A 22393-nucleotide genomic window follows, 5' to 3' on the forward strand; every position below is an offset into this window, starting at 1 on the left:
TGAGCCAAAAGCAACTAAACAAAAAACCCTTTAAGTCAAACTTAAAGGGTTAATCATTTATTAATTTGAAGAATCTTCTTCTTTCGGTTCTTCTTTTTTCTTATCGCCTTTTTTATGAACGATGGCAATCAACTCAGTTGTTTTATCATAATCAATTTCCAAAACATCACCTTCCGCTAATTCACCTTTCAGAATTTCTTCAGCAATTGGGTCCTCCAGATATTTTTGAATTGCCCTTTTTAACGGGCGTGCTCCGAAATTACTGTCAAAACCTTTATCTGCGATGTATTCTTTAGCATTTTCAGTTAATATAATTTCATAACCTAAAGTGTGAACACGTCCGAATAAAGCTTTCAGTTCGATGTCAATAATTTGGAAAATTTCATCTTTACCTAAACTGTTGAACACAACCACATCATCAACACGGTTTAAAAATTCAGGTGCGAAAGCACGTTTCAGTGCGCTTTCAATTACACCGCGACTATGAGAATCAGCCTGGTTTGTTTTCGCCGCAGTTGAGAAACCAACACCCTGACCGAAATCTTTTAGCTGACGGGCACCAATGTTTGAAGTCATAATGATGATTGTATTTCTAAAATCAACTTTGCGACCTAAACTATCAGTTAACTGACCTTCATCTAAAACCTGCAATAAAATATTGAATACATCAGGATGCGCTTTTTCAATCTCGTCCAACAAGATTACAGCATAAGGTTTTCTTCTAACCTTTTCAGTTAACTGTCCCCCTTCTTCATAACCAACATATCCCGGAGGCGCTCCCACTAAACGGGATACAGCGAATTTTTCCATGTATTCACTCATGTCAATCTGAATCAGTGAATCATCGCTATCAAACATGAAACGAGCCAATTCTTTTGCTAATTCTGTTTTACCAACACCAGTCGGTCCTAAGAAAATAAATGAACCGATTGGTTTTTTAGGATCTTTTAATCCCGCTCTGGTACGTTGAATGGCCTTAGTCAATTTCTTAATGGCATCATCCTGACCAATAATTTTCTCCGCAACCTTGTCATACATATTCAATAGCTTCTGGCTATCGGTTTGTCCAACACGTTGTACCGGAATACCAGTCATCATCGCAACAACTTCAGCTACGTTATCTTCTGATACCTCGTAACGTTTAGTTTTGGTTTCAGCTTCCCACTCCGCTTTCGCTTTATCTAACTCTTCAATTAAGTTTTTCTCCGTATCGCGAAGTTTTGCAGCTTCTTCATATTTCTGACTACGAACAACTTTATTCTTCTCTAACTTAATATCTTCGATTTTCGCCTCGATATCAATAATAGTCTGAGGAACATGAATATTAGTTAAATGAACCCTAGAACCAGCTTCATCTAAAGCATCAATTGCTTTATCCGGTAAAAAACGATCAGAGATGTAACGTGAAGTTAAGGTAACACAAGCCTGAATTGCTTCATCCGTATAAGTTACACCGTGGTGTTCTTCATACTTATCTTTAATTCTAGTTAGTATCTCGACGGTTTCATCAGGCGTAGCTGGCTCCACCATTACTTTCTGAAAACGACGATCTAATGCGCCATCTTTCTCTATGTATTGACGATATTCATCTAAAGTTGTTGCACCTATACATTGAATTTCGCCCCTTGCTAATGCCGGTTTAAACATGTTCGATGCATCAAGTGATCCTGATGCGCCACCCGCTCCAACGATTGTATGAATCTCATCAATAAATAAAATTACATCAGTAGATTTTTCAAGCTCGTTCATTACGGCTTTCATACGCTCTTCAAACTGACCACGATATTTTGTACCAGCTACAAGTGATGCTAAATCTAAAGTAACTACCCGTTTGCCAAAAAGCACGCGCGAAACTTTACGTTGGACAATGCGCAGGGCTAAACCTTCTGCAATCGCAGATTTACCAACCCCTGGCTCTCCAATTAAAATCGGGTTGTTCTTTTTTCTGCGGGATAGAATTTGTGATACACGTTCAATTTCTTTTTCGCGACCTACAATTGGGTCTAAACGACCTTCTTCAGCAGCCTTAGTTAAATCACGACCGAAGTTATCTAAAACCGGAGTTTTTGATTTTATATCCGAGACCTTCTTAGGTGTACTAAAACTTTCTTCTTCACGATAATCGTCATCGCCTCCTGTTGATGCGCTATTTGAAACATCGTCTCTGAAACCATTTTTATTCACTTCAACCTCCTGTTTAAAAACATCATAAGTAACACCGTATTGTAATAGAATTTGAGACGCAATATTATCATCATCTCTCAAAACGGATAATAACAAATGTTCGGTGCCTATTAAATCGCTTTTAAATATTTTAGCTTCTAAGTAAGTAATTTTTAAAACTTTTTCAGCCTGTTTAGTTAACGGTATATTCCCCAAGTTAACTGTAACACTCGAAGTACCGCGAACGGCATCTTCAATTGAGCGGCGCAATTTACCTGTATCAACCCCCAACGATCGTAAAATTTTTATGGCCATGCCATCGCCTTCGCGGATGAGGCCTAATAATAAATGCTCGGTTCCAATGTAATCATGCCCTAAGCGGAGTGCTTCCTCTCTACTAAAAGAAATTACATCTTTAACCTGTGGTGAAAATTTTGCTTCCATAATACCTTTCTTAACAGCTCGCCTCTAAACTATAAAATAAATTATAAAAGAGATACTACTGTTTTTTTTATTTTATCAACAATTGCGCCATACCAACGGCTAAACAGTCTTACTAAATCACTAAAAAGCCTATAATTACTTTTACCGACATATATTTTGAGGCAAACAAACGCTGCATATATTTACGTAACAACTGTAATACGAGTTTTAGAGTAACCTTATTTTTTAAATACCCTTGGCAGCCTTTCTTTTGTCTGCTTATTGTAAGGATTGAACGCCCATTTAAAACTGACAAAATGGTTAGTCAACGCTAAGCAATTTACCTATTTTGACAGAAAAACAAAAACCACATGACAGCTTATACTATTCCCGGATAACTAAGACCAATATTAAATAAATTGACTTCGTTTCAATTTAAACCCTATACGAATTTAACCTTTAAAAAGTTGTTTTGTTTTCGAAAATCTGTGGCAATGATGAAAAGATTGGCAAAAATTCAAACGTACATGATGCCTTTAAAATAAGCGTTAAAGGGCTGTTGATTCTTGCTTTTTTCTCGTCAAGGCAGCGCCCGCACTTGCCACGACAACGAGTAACACAGCCAACCATTCAAAAACCGAAAGATATTCATGCAAAAATATCATACCGGATAGTGCCCCTGCAGCTGGCTCTAAACTCATTAAGATACTAAAAGTCTTCGCTGGTATTTTACGCAAGGCTTTCATCTCAAGAGTAAAGGGAATTGCACTGGAAAGCAATGCCAAAGCTAAGCCAGCTACCAAAATTCCAGGTTTAATATTATCCAGGATTCCTCCTGCCAGTGCAAATGGAATAATAACAATTGAAGCAAATAACATCCCTATGGTAACCGCTTTTCCGCTATCCATAATTTTCGAAATGCGACCACCGATCACAATATAACTTGCCCAGAATAGGCCCGCCAACAAAGACAGAAAAATACCCAACAAATCTAAGCCTTTACTGCTCCAGGGAGCGATCAAAGCAATACCTGCAGCAGCCAGAATTACCCACAAAAAATCCAAAGCTTTCTTAGAACCCGTTAACGCCAAAACCAAGGGGCCAATGAATTCTAGCGTTACACCCAATCCAAGTGGTATTCTTTCAATCGCTAAATAAAATACTAGGTTCATAAATCCTAAAGTAATTCCGTATATGGAGACAAGTTTCCATTGTGTAGACGTTAAATTCTTTAAGTTTGGACGATTGTAGACGACCAAAATTAGTGCTGACAATACAATTCTTAAAGATGATGTGGCCGCAGCACCTAGTACCGGAAATATGCCCTTAGCGATGGCAGCTCCAGCTTGTACACTCACAATTGATAATAATACAGCAGGAACAGGCGGGATGGAAACCCCGTTTTTGTTTTTCATCGATAGGATATTTATGCAAAAATAGGCTTTGTACAAATTGAATCCTACGTCAACGCGAAATTTACCGGATAAAAGACTAGGTTATATCCATGTCGAAATCGGGTACTATTTTATTTCAAGCAACAACCCGTTCTTCTTATAGCAGACCGCTTAATTTAACCGTTTTTTAAATTAAAAACAGTCTAGAAGTATATGTTGTTTAATATTTCTGACTTTTGATTCGTGGTGTTATCTCATTGTAATAACAATTCCTCGACGATGGTAATTAATAACTTAATATCAAATGGCTTTTGAATAATGGCATCCGGTGTACAATGTGCATCATCAATGTCAATTTCTACGCCTGATACAAGAATTATTGGGATTTTAACCGTTTTTTCATGACTTTTCAGGTAGTTGCAAACCACTCTCCCATCAACTTTTCCAATCCAGATATCTAATAAAATTAAATCCGGTTTGAAGTCATCTATGAGAGTATCCAAATCTGAAACATCCGTTAAACATTTTAAATCGTAATCATTATCGTTAAAAATCATTGGAAAAACTTCCAATAATTCTTTATCATCATCTATCGCTAAAATTCGTTTTTTCACAGGTTAATGTTTTGAACATCTTTTCAAAAAGGATTATAACTTAAAATAACAACAAAATGTTTGCTAAATGAATATTTAAACTCATTTTTTTCAAAATATGTTTTCTTCAAAAGCAATTTCCATTTCGTTTGAAATTAAGCATCTTTGCATAAACAAAATTTAAATGGCAGACGAGAAAATCATTTTTTCAATGGCTGGTGTAAATAAGATTTACCCTCCACAAAAACAGGTTTTAAAAAACATATACCTTTCTTTCTTTTACGGCGCGAAAATCGGTGTTATCGGTTTAAATGGTTCCGGTAAATCATCTTTATTAAAAATCATTGCTGGCTTAGATAAATCATATCAAGGAGAAGTTGTTTTTTCTCCGGGCTATTCCGTGGGTTATTTAGCGCAGGAACCAATTCTTGATCCTGAAAAAACTGTAAGGGAAGTAGTTGAAGAAGGCGTTGCAGAAGTTACTGCGATATTGAAAGAATATGAGGAAGTTAATGAAGCTTTCGGATTAGAAGAAAATTACTCCGATCCCGATGCGATGGATAAGCTTATGGCTCGCCAGGGAGAGTTACAAGATAAAATTGATGCTTTAGGCGCCTGGGAAATCGATTCAAAATTAGAACGTGCGATGGATGCTTTGCGTTGTCCTGATCCTGAAACTAAAATAGGTGTGCTTTCCGGAGGTGAACGCCGTCGCGTAGCCATGTGCCGTTTATTATTACAACATCCTGATGTTTTATTATTAGATGAGCCTACCAACCACCTGGATGCGGAAAGTATAGATTGGTTGGAACAATTTTTACAGAATTACGAAGGAACTGTTATCGCAGTAACGCATGATAGATATTTTCTGGACAATGTAGCCGGCTGGATTTTAGAATTGGATCGCGGTGAGGGTATTCCTTGGAAAGGAAATTACAGCAGCTGGTTAGATCAAAAAGCAAAACGCCTATCACAAGAGGAAAAAACTGAAAGTAAACGTCAGAAAACCTTGGAACGTGAGTTGGAATGGGTACGTATGGCACCAAAGGCCCGCCATGCCAAATCTAAAGCCCGTTTAGCAAATTACGATAAATTAGCTTCTGAAGACGGAAAAGAAAGAGAAGATAAATTGGAACTGTTCATACCTGCTGGACCGCGTTTGGGTAACGTCGTTATCGAAGCTACAAACGTGACCAAAGCTTATGGAGATAAAGTCTTATTTGATAATTTGAATTTTTCCCTTCCACCTGCAGGCATTGTCGGTATTATTGGCCCAAATGGTGCTGGTAAAACCACATTATTCCGTTTAATTACCGGACAGGAAGAACCAGATAACGGAACTTTTCGTGTTGGCGAAACAGTGGAATTAGGTTATGTAGATCAAATGCATAATGATCTGGATGCTGATAAAACAGTTTACGAAAACATTACTGATGGCTTGGATAACATTCAATTGGGGAATAAAGCGGTTAATGGTCGTGCCTATGTTTCAAAATTTAACTTCAACGGTGGCGACCAGCAGAAAAAGGTTGGCATTTTATCGGGTGGTGAGCGTAACCGTGTTCACCTTGCAATTACTTTGAAAAAGGGTGCAAATGTTTTGCTACTGGATGAGCCTACGAATGATATTGATGTAAATACTTTGCGTGCCCTGGAAGAAGCTTTAGAAAACTTCGGTGGATGTGCCGTCGTAATCAGTCACGACAGATGGTTTTTAGATAGAATTTGTACACATATTTTAGCTTTTGAAGGTAATTCTGAAGTTTATTTCTTCGAAGGAAATTATTCTGATTACGAAGAAAATCGCAAAAAACGTTTAGGTGATGTTACACCAAAACGCATCCGATATAAAAAACTAGATTAAAAAAAAACTCCCGATGAAAATCGGGAGTTTTTTTTTATGTCGATTATTAAGAATTCGGAGCAATTGCAGGTTGCTTGTACTCATTAGCCTTTCTTTTGCCTCTAAAGAAAAGGTATAAGTTAAAAAACAACATTAGTCCGAGATAAATTGAAAAACCGCCAATTTTAAAACTTAGCGTTTCAATAAGTGTTTGGTAATTATTCTCGTAGGCAGTAATTTTCATTATCAATAATGCAAAACCTAAGTTTAACAAATAAAAGCCCGTTTCAAAAAGTTTATTCGTTGCCCCAGCTATTATTTCTTTCCCTTTAAAAATATCGATCATGTAAATTTTGCTGTTTTTAAAAAGCGTTTTTGAAACATAAAGTGTTAAAAAAAGTGCTGCAGGCAAATAAACGGCATAGCCAATTAAAATTTTAGTAGTTTCCATAACGAAAGGTTTAAACTGTTTTAATTAATTTATTGATATTGGTAGTAAGTATTAGCATGTTTAAATAATGAAGAATGGAGAGCAGGCAAATAATAATCCCAACTTTTACGGCTAAAACCTCTATTAACTGAAGTCCGTTTTTAACTTCTGCCCATCCTACCAGTGTAATTGCACAATAACCAATGTTTACCAAGTAATAAGCGACTAATAGTGATTTATTTATCTGCTTACAGATATCCAAGTGTTCAGGAATTAACTCGGCTAAGAAAATATTTCCATTCCGGTAACAAATTCTCCCTACAAAAACGATTATGAAAACATTTACTGTAATAAAAATGAAGTAACCAACGATGTTATAATTCATAACGCTAACTGTTATTATTAACTTTTCAGAAATTTTTGAAAATATGAGACAATATTTTTATTCGTTTCTGTATGTTTTAAATAGTCGCCTTTTCTTATTTTAATTGCATAGTGTAAAACTAAATAAATGTTATTGAACTTTCAAATATTATTGAAAATATATTTTACAAAAAACTCCCTATGAAAATCGGGAGTTTTTTGCTTTAAATGAATAATAATTATTTTCCTATTGTTTTCCTTATCGCCTCATCGGTTACAACTTCCATCACTTTGTAACCCGCTAAGTTTGGATGAACACCATCTGTTGTATACGCTGCTTTTTGTCCGTTTCGATCATCAACCAAGGGCGTAAAATAATCGAGAATAGTAAAATTATTTTCTTTCGCATAGGCCACGATAGCTTCATTCAACGAAATAATCTGGTCGGCCGCGCCTTTTAAAGTTTTATTCCAGGGATATTCGTAAATTGGCAGATACTTGCAAAGAATAACCTTGATGTGATTTTTCCGTGCCAATTCAGCCATCGACTTCACATTATTCAAAATCGTTTCATTATTGACGTGCCCCTTGCTGCCCGCTAAATCATTGCTTCCTGCTAAAATTATTACTGCTTTTGGTTTTAGGTTTATGACATCCTGGCGAAAACGAATAAGCAATTGAGAGGAGATTTGCCCACTTATCCCTCTATCAACATATCCATGAGTATTGAAATATTCCGGATCTTTCTGCTTCCAGAATTCGAAGATCGAACTTCCTAGGAATACAACTCGTTTCTCTCCTTTCTTAGGCAAACCTATAAGTTCATTTTCCTTTTTATATTTAGAAATATTTGCCCAATCATCCGAGAAATCTTCCTTCTTAGGCTTTGGGTCGTTGGAATTATTTTGAGCTGATAAACAACCAGCAAAAGCAAAAAATAATAAGAAAATAAGTTTTAGTTTCATTTGACCAGGAATAACTTGTTATTAAAATCTACTGATTATTTCTTTTCTTCTCTCGGACCCCTTTTATATATAACCAGGCCGTTTAAAAAGTTGCGCAGGATTTGATCGCCGCAAGGTTTAAAATTTTCATGGTCTTCATTTCTGAAAATATCGCCCAATTCAGCCTTGGTTACTTTAAAACCTACCAAATCGCAAATGGTGATAATATCTTCGGTCTTTAGAGACAGAGCTACTCTTAATTTTTTTAAAATATCGTTATTACTCATGTTTTAATGATTGAATTTTGAATGACAGAATTTTGAATGATAGAATGAAAAATCTCAATATAATAATCTAATTTGTTTGTCCAATTTCAATGAACCAATGAACCAATGAACCAATGAACCAATGAACCAATGAACCAATGAACCAATGAACTCCTAACTGGCCACTTCAAGTTTTAGTTTTTTACCTTTTATTTTTTCACCATCGAGCGCATTTAAAAGCTTATCAACTACAATTCGTTTAACCGCAACATAACTGGTTGTATCTTTAACCTCTATAAGTCCTAAATCATCCTTTTGTAATCCGCCTTTCTGTAAAAATAACCCCACGATATCAATCTTGTTAATTTTATCTTTTTTACCATTAGCGATGTATAAAGTCACCCAATCGCTGGCTTCAGGCAATACATACCCTTCACCTAGTTGTTCCTCTTCAATATCTTCCGGTAAATATTTATAATGCTCTTCTTCTGTCACAACCGCATAAGCTGTTCCTTTGGCGTGCATTCTTGCAGTTCTACCGTTTCTATGTATGTATGCGTCTTCAGTATAAGGTAATTGATAATGCACAATATTCTCCACTTCAGGAATATCCAACCCACGGGCAGCTAAATCTGTTGTAATTAAAATTTTATGACTTCCGTTTCGAAATTTGAGCAAAGCTTTTTCTCTGTCTGCCTGTTCCATTCCACCGTGAAAAACGTCGTGACCCAATCCATGCTCAAAAAGCAAATTACTAATTCGCTCTACAGTTTCACGGTGATTACAAAAAACCAATGTATTTGCCCCGCCGATTTTACTGAGCAGTTTAAATAAAACATCAAGTTTATCTGCAGCTGGCGCCAAGACTTTTTTAAGTTTTAAATCTGGCTTAGCTTGGATATCCTTTGAGAAATCAATTTCTATAGGCTTATTTAATTTCACGAAAGACGGAATTTCGTCCATCTTGGTTGCTGAAGTAAGAATGCGTTGTTTTAATGACAGCAGAGAACCGATGATGTAAGACATGTCTTGTTGAAAACCGAATTCTAATGATTTATCAAATTCATCTAATACCAGGTTTTCAACAAAAGATTCATCGAAGTTATTATGTTCCAGATGATAGGCTATTCGTCCTGGTGTTCCGATTAAAACTGCTGGCGGATGTGCTAAATTATTCTTTTCTATTCGCACCGCGTGACCACCGTAGCAACAGTTAACTTTAAATGGGGTACCCATTTGCTTAAACACCTGTTCAATTTGCAGAGCAAGTTCTCTTGACGGAACCAAAATTAGCGCTTGTACTCCCCTTACATCTGTTTTTAGACCGGATAATAATGGTAACAAAAAAGCCAAGGTTTTTCCCGAACCCGTGGGCGCTACTAATACAACATCAGCTCCTTTTTTTGCAGACTTAACCGATGCGTTTTGCATATCGTTAAGCGCTGTAATATTTAATCTTTTAAGCGCATTCTCTATCATTACGCCAAAGGTAAACATTTATTGGTGTTGCAAACTCACGAAATTGTTTATCAGAATTTCAAAAACCTTCTTTTTAGTCTTTTGATTATGGAAAAGCTCAATTTGTTTTCTAATAATAACAGCATCTTGCCTCTTTGCGACATAGAATTCGTAACTTTCTCATTAACAGCATCAACTGATGAAATAATTCTTTCAGCAAGCTCGCCTGCGAATTTGTTAGCCCTGCTTTGTTGCAATAATTGAAGTTCTTGAATTAATTCCGCTTTCATGATTGATTGATTTGGTTAAATAATACATAAATGTAACGTTTAATAATAAACAATTGTTGTAAAAAATATGAAAAACCAATAACGATTATGGGATAACCTGTTGATAACTAATATTTTGTTAGCAAATAAACAACAGCTTCTTAATACAGATTTAATTTTTAGCGCTTATTTTTATAAAAACCTGATTACCATTTGTTAACCCCAAAAAACACAATGTATGACATGGAAAAAATTTAGTGGCGAAGTAATCCAATCTTCAATTCTTGAAGAAATTGAACTGGCAATTATCAGAGAAACAGAAAACGGCTATAAACTTAAAGTCTGCATCGGCACAGATTCGCAGGTTAAGGGCATGGTTACCGATTTTGCGACTGTAATTGTATTGCTAAGAGAACATCATGGCGGCTTTATGTATATCCATCAGGAAAAATCATCGCAGCAGGTAAGCATTAAAGAGCGTATGTTAATGGAAGTTCAAAAGTCTATCGAAACCGCTTACTCAATTTGCGATTTGCTTGACATTTACGATGTTGCTCTTGAAGTACATGCAGACATTAACACAAGCCCTCAATTTAAATCGAACAAAGCATTAAATGATGCCATGGGATACATTTTAAGTATGGGCTTTATTTTCAAAGCCAAACCCGAAGCATTTGCCAGCTCTACCTGTGCCGATAAAATGGTTCATTAAGTTTGAAATTATTTATGATAGGCGTATCTTTAAATCATAAATCTAATGATGAAAAAGATATTTATATTTTTATTTACCTCATTGATTGCAATTTCGTCATTTGCACAAAATGAAGACAAGGACACTTATACAAAAATTGGCGATGAAGCACCAAAGTTTAGCTTCGAGTTAGATAAAGGAAAAATCGTGGATATCGCCGATTATAAAGGCAAGCTAATTCTTATAAATCTATTTGCAACCTGGTGCCCACCTTGTAATACGGAATTGCCATTAGTTCAAAAAGAAATATGGGATAAGCACAAAGACAATAAAAATTTCGCTTTTTTTGTCTTTGGCCGGGAAGAAGGTTGGGATAAGTTGATTCCTTATAAAGCGAAAAAAGGTTTTACGTTTCCAATATTACCTGACCTGAAAAGAGTCGTTTTCAGCAAATTTGCTAAACAATCCATCCCCAGAAATATCTTAATTGATGAAACCGGCAAAATTATTTACCAATCAATTGGTTACGAAGAAAAAGAATTTCAGTCGCTGGTCAAACTAATTGATGGAAAACTGAAACATAAAGCAACAAAATAGCTCATTCGTTGTTGTGCTATAAATCAAAAAATTGAAAACTTACCGCCTGGAATTTACCCAAGAAATACCTGTTGATTTAAATGCCGCATGGGATTTCTTTTCATCGCCACTTAACTTAGCCGATATTACGCCTGAAGACATGACTTTTGACGTAACCTCTCCTATTCAAAAGGATACAAAAATGTATCCTGGAATGATTATCACTTATAAAGTTTCGCCCTTGCTGGGAATAAAATTAAACTGGATGACGGAGATTACCCATGTAAAGGATAAAGTGTATTTTATTGATGAGCAACGTTTCGGCCCGTTTGCATTTTGGCACCACAACCACCATTTCGAGGCGACAGATGGCGGCGTATTGATGCATGATATTTTACATTATGCTATCGGTTGGGGGCCAATTGGTTTAATTGCGAATGAAATTATTGTTAACAAAAAGATAAACAGTATATTTAATTTCAGGTACAAGAAAGTAGAAGAACTTTTCGGGAAAATTTAATTTCCTTTTACCACTTTTTGGTTGAAATGGTTTCTTTCTTTTTATTTTGTTTTTCCGTCTGATTGGTCGCTAAGGCTTTTTTAAAGTTATCAGCAAATTTTGCAGTTTTGCTATAGGCGGCTTCAATAATATCTTTCCATTCTCCTGCACTTAACTTGCCGGGTGTTTTCTCTAAAGGGGTGGCAACAGTAGTGGTTGGGACATAATTGCTATACCTATCTCTACCGTATGATATATATTCAAAATCTGTGAGCCAAAACCTGTATTTTTTATCTTTGGCTTCAAAAGTAAATTTATAGTTTACTTCGCCACTCGGGTGGCTTGCTACCAGGATAGTTTTATCAATAACCATCACACCTTTTGCAAAAATAGAGGTATCAGTAGTGCTTTGCTTCTTTAGTGACTTTATATACAAATCAATAAAAGTATTAGCTCTTAGAAACAAGCTATCCTTTCCCGCAGCCTTTTCCACAACTTCATAGTAAATGAATTTACCGTTATCATCAGAAGAAAATTGTTTCTGTTGAGCAGAAAGTTTAAATGAGAGCAATACCAAAATTAAAACCAGCCTATATTGCATACCGAATACCATCAAATAAAAAATAAAGATAATAAAAAGCCGCCGGCTTAAATAAACCGGCGGCATTATTGAAGAGAAACTATTCTTTAAAAAGCATAAACTGCAGCTAAAGAAAACTGACCTGCATTTGGTGCTGCACCTCCGGTTTTGTTTGTAAATGGTTTATCACCATTATGGTCTAATCTAATCTCAGGAATAAAAGTTAAACCTCCGGATTTAATATTGGCTGTTAAAGTTAAGCCTGTGTAAGCGGTTCCCAAAACTGCACCAACATCTTTGGTTTTGAAGTATTCACCTCTTAACCCTAAAGTAACCGCATCTGCAACCGCAACCTGAGGATATAGCGCAACGCCGGCATAACCACCTGCATCATCTGCCATATCATAATTGGCTGCATTCAAACCTAATTTAAATGCTTTAGTAATTTGGTAAGATGTTGTTAAATCTTCGATGGTTCCGTAACCATATGGGTCAGCACCTGATAATACATTCAAATAAGCGGTCCATCCTTCAACAGGTGAGATCATCAACTGACCGCCAATGCTTGATACACCTCTTGTTGCGCTATAGAGATTCCAATCGTTGAATAACCCGGCCATTAAACTCACTTTATCAGAGAATTTGTAAGTTGCTTTAATACCTGCATTCTGGAACGGACCGTTGGTAAATAAGTAAGATGTAGAATAGTTAAAATTACCTACTGGTGAAATTACTTCGTAGCCAATAAAAGTCCCCATGTATCCAGCTGTCATCGAAAACTTATCTGTAAAATCGTAGTTGATGTACAAATTCTGAATGTGAAATGATGAATTATTATTCGCGGCATCAGGGATTGACTGCGTTTGACCACGAGGACCAAAAGAGATTTCACCAACAAAAGATGCCTTTCCGGTTTTCTTTTTCAATGCGAGGTCAATCATGCCCAGGGAAACTGAATTGTGATCAGAAACAAACGATGTAGGAATATTAGACTTTTTTGCAAAATCATATTTGTAATAAGTATCAACCGACCCTGAGAATTCGAGTGGCGACGTTGGCGTCTCTTGCGCCAGGGCACACGTAGTGCATGCTATACTAAATATAGCGGTTAAAAATTTCTTCATGTTTGAGCTTTGTTGGGGGTTAGATATTATGTTCTTTTTAAGAAAGTGATTCTGTTAAAGGACTGTTTTTTTCGATGTAAATTGCTTTTTCTTCAACAAGTAAAGTACCTTGTGAGTATTTTTCATCGTGTTGTGAAGCATCCAAACCAATTTCTTCTTCCTCGTCTGACACCCTGATTGGATTAATTAAATTAACCAGTTTAAAAATCACAAACGAAACAACGAAACTGAATAGAATTACGATTACTGCACCTTTTAATTGAGTAATGAAAAAAGCAGGATTGCCATAAAATAACCCATCCGCACCTGCAGCATTCACAGTTTTGGTTGCAAATATGCCGGTTAACAACATACCCACGATACCACCCACGCCATGACAAGGAAAAACATCTAATGTATCATCAAGACTTGTTTTTTGTTTCCAGCTAACCACAAGATTTGAAACCACTGCAGCTATAGCACCGATAAATATACTGGAAGGAATACTCACGAAACCAGCACCTGGCGTAATGGCAACTAAACCAACCACAGCACCGATACAAAAGCCCAAAACAGATGGCTTTTTGCCTCTTGCCACATCAAAAAACATCCAGGACAAACCTGCTGCACCTGCAGCGGTATTTGTAGTTAAGAAAGCTGAAACGGCTAAACTGTTTGCACCTAATGCAGAACCAGCATTAAATCCGAACCATCCAAACCAAAGCAAACCTGTACCAATTAAGACGTAAGGGATATTCGCAGGTGGTACTTCTTTATGCTCCAGGTGAGATTTTCTCCGTTTCAAAACCAACGCACCTGCTAATGCTGCCATACCTGCAGAAATGTGAACTACGGTACCACCGGCAAAATCTAACACGCCCATTTTAAACAAGAAACCTTGTGGATGCCAGGTCCAGTGTGCCAATGGAGAGTAAACGAATATTGCGAATAAAACAATAAACAAGATATAAGAAGTAAAACGAATGCGTTCAGCAACTGCTCCAACAACTAAACCGGGTGTTATGATGGCAAACATGAGTTGAAATACGGCAAATAATGATAGCGGAATAGTTAGATCCGCACCGCCTTGCAAATGTGGAGCACCCGAGTTTACCCCTTTGAAAAATAAAAAGGTTGATGGATTTCCAATGAAACCGCCTATGGTGTCTCCGAATGCTAAACTGAAACCAACAACAGTCCAAAGAACTGTGATTACGCCAGCGGCAACAACGCTTTTTATCATTGTTGACAGTACATTTTTACGATGCACCATACCTCCATAGAAAAATGCCAGACCTGGAGTCATTAAGAATACCAATGCCGCGGCAATTAAAATGAAAGCAATGTCTGGCCCACTGTATTTTCCTTCATCAAAATTAGGAAGTAGCGGAACGAATAGTGCTAAAATTGCAAATACCATTAATATCACAAAAGGAGCATACTGTTTAACTAAAATTTTACCCATGTTTTTAAGTTTATTTGTTTGGTTAATTAAATATTTTCAAGATTCTGATTTTATTTTCATAAAAATACAACTTATTGTAATTTTTACACCATTAAATAGAAATATTTTAATAAAAACATATAATTTTTGCAAAAACAGGCAAAAATCTGTTAAAAAAATAAAATAGACAAAAAAAACGGCTTGCAAACAGGGGTGTTTTTGACAAAACGAAAATCAGCACAAAGAGATAAATTTTTGAATTTTATAAAAAATTTATAAAAATCGACATAAAAATCTTACTAAAAACAAAAAACCTACCAATATATGGCAGGTTTTTGCTAAAAAATAAGAAGTTTTTAAATTTTTATTAAAAATATTCAGAACCCTGTACAATCCCTCTTTTTTCGATTTCCTTGTCAATATAAGTTTGAATTGATGATTTATTTAACCCCCAATTTGGAGCAATTAGTAAATCCCAATCTGAAATACCGAACAATCTCTGAATAACGATATCCGGACGCAATAATGGAATTAATTCACAAAGTAAATCGGTGTACTCCTCCAAAGAAAACAATTTAAAAGGTTCCTTTTTATACTTTACACCCATTATGGAACCTTCAACTATATGTAAATGGTGAAATTTAACAAACTTTATTTGAGGGAAACGATTAATTTCATGAATGTAACCAAGCATCATTTCTTTAGTTTCCCAGGGAAAACCAAAAATGGTATGCACACACAAATCCAGTTTACTGTTCTCTAATAATTTCACAGCTTCAACAAATTCTCCATGGCTGCAACCTCGATTAATCTGGTTTAAAGTTTCATCATAGATAGACTCCATCCCCATTTCCAAATCGACATCATATCTATCCGCGTAACTTTCTAACAAAGCCACTTTTTCGGCATCAATACAATCCGGACGGGTACCAACAGAAAAACCGACAACATCATCGGGATTTATAGATAAAGCCTCATCGTACATCATTTTCAAATAATGTACCGGCGCGTAAGTGTTGGTATTTGGCTGGAAATATACAATGAACTTATCCGCCTTATAGAAACTCTTGCCCCGTTCCATTCCTTTTTCCAATTGTTCGCGAATGGTCGGCATTTTACGCGAAATTTCCGGCGTAAAAGAATCAACATTACAATAGGTGCAACCACCATAGCCTTTACTACCATCCCGATTCGGACAAGTAAAGCCTCCATCAACAATGGTTTTGAAAACACGTTGCCCATTATATTTTTCGCGTAAATACGTTCCGTAATTTCTATACCCTTTTATGCCAAGATCTACCTGTGTTCCCATTAATTGCAAAAATACATAATAACTATTAAGATAATTGCATTACGAATCAAGATTACAAACGCTTAATAATTCATCAGAAGTAATTGCAGCACTTTGATTAAATGTATATCCTGCCGTTTGCTCATACGCATTCCAGCCTTAAGCTCAATGCTGGATGCGCAATGTCGGATTTAGGGAATTTTGTTCATTGCACAAAACCAGGTTAAATAAACCCGACCGGCAGCGGTATGTCGATTTTTCTTCGACATTTAGCATAGGGCGGGATTATCGTAACCAATAAGCATTGCTTTTGCTTTCCAAGAAATAAAAGACTTAGAATCCAGACAATTTCAGAAACCTCAATCTTGCAAATCCTTAAATCCTTTAGATCTTGATCCTAAGACTTTTTTCTATTGATAATTAAATAAACCGGAACACCTAATAAAACAATAACAAGGCCGGGCCAGGTGTATTGTTGTTTATAAATTAATAGTAAAATACAAAATGCTGCGCCAATTAACAAGTAAACGATTGGCGTAACCGGATATAACCATGTTTTATAAGGTCTTTCGAGGCTTGGTTTTTTTATTCTTAAATAGATAACGCCAAAAACAGTAATCATGTAAAACAACACGATCACAAATGATATCATATCTAAAAGGTTGCCATATTGACCACTTAAGCACAAAACAGAAGCCCATATTCCTTGCATCCAAAGTGATTTTTCCGGAACTCCGCTTTTATTGTTTTCTATAGCCGCTTTAAAAAACATACCATCTTTTGCCATCGTTTGAAAAACCCTTGAACCTGCCATCACCAATCCGTTTACACAACCAAAAGTTGAAATCATAACCAAAATAGCCATCACCACGGTGCCTATCCCATTGCCGAAAATTTGCTCTGAAGCAACAACAGCAACCCTGTCATTAGCAGCAAACGCAATACTATCCCTATTTAAGGTGTTCAGGTAAATAAAATTTACCAGTAGATAAAGAATAATTACAGATGAAGTACCTATCACCATCGCGCGAACTAAGTTTTTCTTAGGATTTTCTATTTCTCCTGATATAAAGGTAACGTTCTCCCAGGCAACGCTTGAGAATACTGAGCCGACCATTGCAGCTGCGATTCCACCCATAATGGTCATCCCAGAAATTGATTCCCATCCCGATTTCATAAAATTACCACTTGAATCCACTTTGATGTTATTAAATGCATTCCATCCAAATCCCATGTTCTCTGTCCAAAAACTGCTTTTTACCAAAAGAAACCCTAAAATAATCAAACCGATCAGCGCGATAATCTTCGAACCGGTAAAAACATTTTGCAGGACTTTACCGCTTTCCACGCCTTTTGTATTAACATAGGTTAGAATCAAAATGATAAAAATCGCTAAAATCTGTAACCAGGTTATTTTATAACCACCATTTTGGAAAATTGGTGCAGCGTCATTTAATGCAGGTATTAAATAGGCGGTAAATTTGCTAAAGGCAACAGCAACCGCTGCAATGGTGCCGGTTTGAATCACAGTAAACATGCCCCAACCGTAGAGGAATCCCATCATTTTACCGAAAATTTCCTTCAGATAAATATACTGGCCGCCCGCCTTAGGAAATATAGCCGAAAGCTCCCCGTAAGATATTGCTGCTGCAACAGTCATAACGCCGGTTATTACCCAAACCACTATCAGCCAGTACCCGGAGCCTAAGTTCCTCATAATGTCTGCACTTACTATAAAAATACCGCTTCCGATCATTGAACCCATTACGAGCATTGCAGCATCAAAAAGGCCTAATTTTCTCTTTATAGGATTTTTTTCTTCTGGTTTTTCCATTTTTGTTTGGCTTGGTTTTTAGTTTAGTTGGGCTAATTTATTTAAAAAAAACAATTCGGGGCGCTTTGTGGTATTTTATTTTAAACTTATAACACCATTCCTACAGGTCGTATTTTTTTCTTCGTGATGACGGTAGAAAATTATTTTATTATATTGCTAAACTAATAACCAAAATTAAACAATTCAATGTTCTGAAACTGAGCACTAACCACGCTTAGTAAGATATGAGCAAATAGAGCACTGAATCTAAAATCAAAACCAAATATTCACTATGGATTTTTTACAAAACAATCTAATCTACGTTATTCCGGCACTCGGTCTGGTCGGAATTATTGTTATGCTATTTAAAAGTGCCTGGGTAAGCAGGCAGGACGCAGGCGATAAGAACATGCAGGAACTTGCCGGTTACATTGCTGACGGTGCGATGGCCTTTTTGAAAGCAGAATGGAAAGTGCTCAGCATTTTCGCTGTATTCACCGCTGCTTTATTGGCCTACTCGGGAACAATTACTGAAGTTAACGGCGTTCCGATGCACTCCAGCTGGATTATCTCTATATCATTTATAATCGGCGCCGTATTCTCTGCCTCCGCAGGTTATATTGGAATGAAAGCAGCAACTAAAGCTAACGTAAGAACCACACAGGCTGCCAGAACAAGTCTAAAACAAGCCTTAAAGGTTTCTTTTACTGGTGGCACGGTTATGGGTCTGGGCGTTGCGGGATTAGCCGTTTTAGGTTTGGGTGGTTTATTTATTGCGTTTCTTCAGATATTTCATGTAACCAACGCAAATAGTGTGGAGATGAGAACAGCGATTGAAGTGCTTACCGGATTTTCGCTTGGTGCTGAATCAATAGCCTTATTTGCCAGAGTTGGTGGGGGTATTTACACAAAAGCGGCAGATGTAGGCGCTGACTTAGTTGGCAAAGTAGAAGCTGGAATACCAGAGGACGATGTTCGGAATCCTGCTACCATTGCAGATAACGTGGGCGATAATGTGGGTGATGTTGCCGGAATGGGTGCGGATTTATTCGGTTCTTATGTAGCTACTATCCTTGCCACAATGGTTTTAGGTCAGGAAATTACTGTAGTCGACAAATTCGGAGGAATGTCTCCTATCCTTTTGCCGATGGTCATTTGTGGATTGGGCATTATATTCTCCATTATCGGAACCTGGTTCGTGACCATTAAAGATGAAAAATCGAATGTTCAGAACGCTTTGAACCTGGGAAATTGGTCTTCCATAATAATAACTGCAGTAGCCTCCTATTTTATTGTTAAGTGGATGTTGCCGGAAACGCTAAATCTTCGCGGATACGAGTTTTCAAGCATAAATGTATTCTATGCGATAATCGTCGGACTGGTTGTGGGAACAATTATGAGCGTGGTTACAGAATACTTTACTGCGATGGGTAAAGGTCCTGTGAATTCGATCATTCAGCAGTCGTCAACGGGCCATGCCACTAATATTATTGCAGGTTTATCTGTTGGCATGAAATCGACTGTAATTCCGATTTTGGTTTTAGCCGGGGGAATTATGGCATCTTACCATTTTGCAGGGCTTTACGGTGTAGCAATTGCGGCAGCGGGAATGATGGCGACCACTGCGATGCAATTGGCGATAGATGCGTTCGGACCGATTGCCGATAATGCTGGAGGTATTGCAGAGATGAGCCAACTGCCTCCTGAAGTTCGTGAGCGAACCGACAATTTAGATGCGGTTGGAAATACAACTGCTGCAACAGGAAAAGGCTTTGCCATTGCTTCCGCGGCTTTAACATCTTTGGCTTTATTTGCTGCTTTTGTTGGTATAGCCGGCATTACAGCCATTGATATTTATAAAGCACCCGTATTAGCAGGTTTGTTCGTCGGTGGAATGATTCCATTTATTTTTTCTGCTTTGTGTATTCAGGCAGTAGGTAAGGCCGCTATGGACATGGTTCAGGAGGTTCGTCGACAGTTCAGGGAAATCCCGGGGATAATGGAGTATAAAGCTAAACCCGAATATGAAAAATGCGTGGCTATTTCCACGAAAGCATCTATCCGTGAAATGATGATGCCAGGTGCAATTGCACTGATCACGCCTATAATAATCGGCTTCACATTTGGCCCGGAAGTTTTAGGCGGATTGCTGGCTGGTGTTACTGTAACCGGCGTCTTGATGGGTATTTTCCAAAGTAATGCCGGTGGTGCATGGGATAATGCCAAGAAATCGTTCGAGCAAGGCGTGATGATTAACGGCGAAATGTTCTATAAAAAATCTGAACCACATAAAGCTTCTGTTACAGGAGATACCGTTGGCGATCCTTTTAAGGACACTTCAGGTCCTTCGATGAACATTTTAATCAAATTAATGTCTATCGTCTCACTGGTTATTGCTCCTTACATTGCTGTAAAGGCTGTAGCTGGCGAACATCGTGAAGAAGTTCGCAAAGAAATCAAAATTCGCCAAAATACGGATAGTTCAGGCCGGATAATTACTGATACTTTGATAAATACCACCGACACACTTACACATTAGTTGTAAAAACTAAGATATAATAACATTAAAAGGGATTTTTAACCAAAATCCCTTTTATTTTTCCGTAATTTTTAATTACGTTTGGAACTGAATTAATCTAAACAAAACTATAATATGGGTTTATTTTCTAAAAAGCCGATGCATCTATTGCTTGAAGAAGCGGGAGATTCTGGCAAAGGCTTAAAGCGTACACTTAGCGCAGGTGCATTGGTCGCATTAGGTGTAGGAGCTATTATTGGTGCCGGTTTATTCGTTCGTACTGCAGCCGCAGCTGCTCAAAATGCCGGTCCTTCAGTTACAATAGGTTTCATCATTGCTGCTATCGGCTGTGCTTTAGCAGGATTATGTTACGCTGAATTATCATCATCTATTCCAATTTCCGGTAGTGCATATACCTATACTTATGCAACTATGGGCGAGTTGATGGCATGGGTAATTGGTTGGGATTTAGTACTGGAATACGCTGTAGGTGCTGCTACTGTTGGTATTGCCTGGAGTGAATATTTAAACAAACTATTAGTTGAAGTGCTGCATATGGCGCCTATACCTTATGAATGGTGCCACTCTCCATTTCAATCGCACCCCGACGGAACTGTTAACGGAATCATGAACCTGCCTGCATTGTTTATTGTTGGTATATTAAGTTTATTACTTATAAAAGGAACTTCTGAATCTGCTTTTGTAAACGGACTTATCGTTATTACTAAAGTGGCCATCGTAATTTTAATCATTGTTTTAGGCTGGGGCTTTATTAATGAAGCTAACCACCATCCATACATTCCACCAGCAACAACATATGTCGATCACGCCGGCATTAGCCATAGTTTTGGTGGATTCTGGGGTGTAGTTGGCGCCGCTGGAACGGTATTCTTCGCTTTCATTGGTTTCGATGCCGTTAGTACCGCTGCTCAGGAAACTAAAAATCCAAAAACAGCAATGCCTATTGGTATTTTAGGCTCATTAGCGGTTTGTACAGTTCTTTACATTCTTTTTGCGCATGTGTTAACAGGTATTGCACCCGTTGAGTTCTTTAGAACTAAAGGCGGCGAAGCTTCTGTTGTTGCTGCGATAAGTGAATACATGACCGGTTACGGCTGGTTAGCAAAGTTGGTTACAGTTGCTATTTTAGCTGGTTTCTCTTCTGTAATCCTGGTGATGTTATTGGGTCAAAGCCGTGTATTTTATTCTATGAGTAAAGATGGGTTATTACCAAAAATGTTTAGCGATTTACACCCTAAATTTAAAACACCATATAAAGCAAACCTGGTAATCTTAGTGATTGTAGGGCTGTTTGCAGCATTTATTCCTGGTGATGTTGTAGGCGATATGACCAGTATTGGTACATTATTCGCATTTATGTTGGTATGCGTTGCTGTAATTATTTTAAGAAAAACGGATCCTGATCTTCCACGTCAATTCAGAACACCTTGGGTACCATTAATTCCAATTCTGGGTGTACTTGCCTGCGGATTAATGATTCTTGGTTTAGGCTGGACAAATTGGCTGAGACTATTTGGCTGGTTAGCTTTAGGCTTTATTATCTATTTTGGATATAGCGCTAAACATTCCGTTTTAGGTAAAACAGGAAAAGCAGTTCACCCAACAGATCCTCCAAAACCAGAAATATTAGATTAGTATTTTAAATTTCAATATTTTTAAGCCCCGCTGAAAATGCGGGGCTTTTTTTGTGTTAAATAATTGTTAATAAATT

20 protein-coding genes are annotated in these 22393 nt (G+C 37.2%); 6 read left to right on the plus strand and 14 right to left on the minus strand.

Translation table 11 applies throughout. The features are described from left to right. Positions 1-60: 60 nt before the first annotated feature. The 3 genes from ASF92_RS14510 to ASF92_RS14520 all read right to left on the minus strand — a co-directional run bounded on the left by ASF92_RS14510 (position 61) and on the right by ASF92_RS14520 (position 4594). Complete coding sequence (locus ASF92_RS14510) at positions 61-2607, minus strand: ATP-dependent Clp protease ATP-binding subunit (protein ID WP_056094578.1); 2547 nt, start codon at positions 2605-2607, stop codon at positions 61-63. A gap of 527 nt (positions 2608-3134) precedes the next feature. Continuing rightward, positions 3135-4001, minus strand: a complete 867-nt coding sequence (locus ASF92_RS14515; protein WP_056094579.1) for a DMT family transporter — start codon at positions 3999-4001, stop codon at positions 3135-3137. Positions 4002-4234: 233 nt separating this feature from the next. After that, positions 4235-4594 carry a response regulator gene (locus ASF92_RS14520; RefSeq protein ID WP_056094583.1) on the minus strand — a complete coding sequence of 120 codons (360 nt, stop codon included), beginning with the start codon at positions 4592-4594 and terminating at the stop codon, positions 4235-4237. Between the two features lie 163 nt (positions 4595-4757). On the opposite strand from ASF92_RS14520, the gene ettA reads away from it, so the two are divergent. Then, positions 4758-6437 carry an energy-dependent translational throttle protein EttA gene (ettA, locus tag ASF92_RS14525; RefSeq protein WP_056094586.1) on the plus strand — a complete coding sequence of 560 codons (1680 nt, stop codon included), beginning with the start codon at positions 4758-4760 and terminating at the stop codon, positions 6435-6437. A 46-nt stretch (positions 6438-6483) separates the two neighbouring features. Here the strand turns inward: ettA and ASF92_RS14530 are convergent, their stop codons facing one another. The 6 genes from ASF92_RS14530 to ASF92_RS14555 form a co-directional block, all read right to left on the minus strand. Continuing rightward, the gene (locus ASF92_RS14530) at positions 6484-6867 is read right to left on the minus strand and encodes a hypothetical protein (RefSeq protein ID WP_056094588.1); all 384 of its coding nucleotides are present in this window, start codon (positions 6865-6867) and stop codon (positions 6484-6486) included. A gap of 10 nt (positions 6868-6877) precedes the next feature. After that, the gene (locus tag ASF92_RS14535; protein ID WP_056094591.1) at positions 6878-7231 is read right to left on the minus strand and encodes a hypothetical protein; all 354 of its coding nucleotides are present in this window, start codon (positions 7229-7231) and stop codon (positions 6878-6880) included. A 217-nt stretch (positions 7232-7448) separates the two neighbouring features. Then, the gene (locus ASF92_RS14540) at positions 7449-8174 is read right to left on the minus strand and encodes a GDSL-type esterase/lipase family protein (protein ID WP_056094594.1); all 726 of its coding nucleotides are present in this window, start codon (positions 8172-8174) and stop codon (positions 7449-7451) included. 35 nt (positions 8175-8209) lie between these two features. Further along, positions 8210-8440 carry a DUF1456 family protein gene (locus ASF92_RS14545; RefSeq protein ID WP_047798500.1) on the minus strand — a complete coding sequence of 77 codons (231 nt, stop codon included), beginning with the start codon at positions 8438-8440 and terminating at the stop codon, positions 8210-8212. Positions 8441-8593: 153 nt separating this feature from the next. Then, positions 8594-9916, minus strand: a complete 1323-nt coding sequence (locus ASF92_RS14550; RefSeq protein ID WP_231729829.1) for a DEAD/DEAH box helicase — start codon at positions 9914-9916, stop codon at positions 8594-8596. Between the two features lie 32 nt (positions 9917-9948). Then, entirely contained in the window at positions 9949-10167 is a 219-nt protein-coding gene (locus ASF92_RS14555; protein ID WP_056094598.1) for a hypothetical protein, read from the minus strand. A gap of 217 nt (positions 10168-10384) precedes the next feature. Between ASF92_RS14555 and ASF92_RS14560 the strand changes: the two genes are divergently transcribed. The 3 genes from ASF92_RS14560 to ASF92_RS14570 are packed head-to-tail and all read left to right on the plus strand — an operon-like array spanning position 10385 to position 11933. Then, the gene (locus ASF92_RS14560) at positions 10385-10858 is read left to right on the plus strand and encodes a ribonuclease H-like YkuK family protein (protein WP_056094601.1); all 474 of its coding nucleotides are present in this window, start codon (positions 10385-10387) and stop codon (positions 10856-10858) included. Positions 10859-10903: 45 nt separating this feature from the next. Next, positions 10904-11434, plus strand: coding sequence for a TlpA disulfide reductase family protein (locus ASF92_RS14565; protein ID WP_231729830.1), 531 nt, complete (start codon positions 10904-10906; stop codon positions 11432-11434). A gap of 31 nt (positions 11435-11465) precedes the next feature. Next, on the plus strand, positions 11466-11933 hold the full coding sequence (locus tag ASF92_RS14570) for an SRPBCC family protein (protein WP_056094608.1): 468 nt from the start codon (positions 11466-11468) through the stop codon (positions 11931-11933). A gap of 7 nt (positions 11934-11940) precedes the next feature. On the opposite strand, the gene ASF92_RS14575 is transcribed toward ASF92_RS14570, so the two are convergent. From ASF92_RS14575 to ASF92_RS14595, 5 genes are all read right to left on the minus strand, one after another. Beyond that, positions 11941-12513 (minus strand): DUF4468 domain-containing protein, encoded by a 573-nt coding sequence (locus tag ASF92_RS14575; RefSeq protein WP_197413304.1) that lies wholly within the window; start codon positions 12511-12513, stop codon positions 11941-11943. 86 nt (positions 12514-12599) lie between these two features. Further along, positions 12600-13616, minus strand: coding sequence for a porin (locus tag ASF92_RS14580; protein WP_056094614.1), 1017 nt, complete (start codon positions 13614-13616; stop codon positions 12600-12602). Positions 13617-13653: 37 nt separating this feature from the next. Then, a complete protein-coding gene (locus tag ASF92_RS14585) occupies positions 13654-15060 on the minus strand; it encodes an ammonium transporter (protein WP_056094617.1) in 1407 nt (468 codons plus the stop codon). Positions 15061-15406: 346 nt separating this feature from the next. Next, the gene (locus tag ASF92_RS14590; RefSeq protein ID WP_056094620.1) at positions 15407-16351 is read right to left on the minus strand and encodes a TIGR01212 family radical SAM protein; all 945 of its coding nucleotides are present in this window, start codon (positions 16349-16351) and stop codon (positions 15407-15409) included. 376 nt (positions 16352-16727) lie between these two features. Then, positions 16728-18164, minus strand: a complete 1437-nt coding sequence (locus ASF92_RS14595; RefSeq protein ID WP_056094624.1) for an APC family permease — start codon at positions 18162-18164, stop codon at positions 16728-16730. Between the two features lie 271 nt (positions 18165-18435). On the opposite strand from ASF92_RS14595, the gene ASF92_RS14600 reads away from it, so the two are divergent. Beyond that, on the plus strand, positions 18436-20682 hold the full coding sequence (locus ASF92_RS14600; RefSeq protein WP_056094627.1) for a sodium-translocating pyrophosphatase: 2247 nt from the start codon (positions 18436-18438) through the stop codon (positions 20680-20682). Positions 20683-20796: 114 nt separating this feature from the next. Continuing rightward, a complete protein-coding gene (locus tag ASF92_RS14605; RefSeq protein ID WP_056094630.1) occupies positions 20797-22317 on the plus strand; it encodes an amino acid permease in 1521 nt (506 codons plus the stop codon). The last annotated feature ends 76 nt before the right edge of the window (positions 22318-22393 follow it).

This window comes from Pedobacter sp. Leaf176 (assembly GCF_001424305.1).
Classification (GTDB): Bacteria; Bacteroidota; Bacteroidia; order Sphingobacteriales; family Sphingobacteriaceae; genus Pedobacter.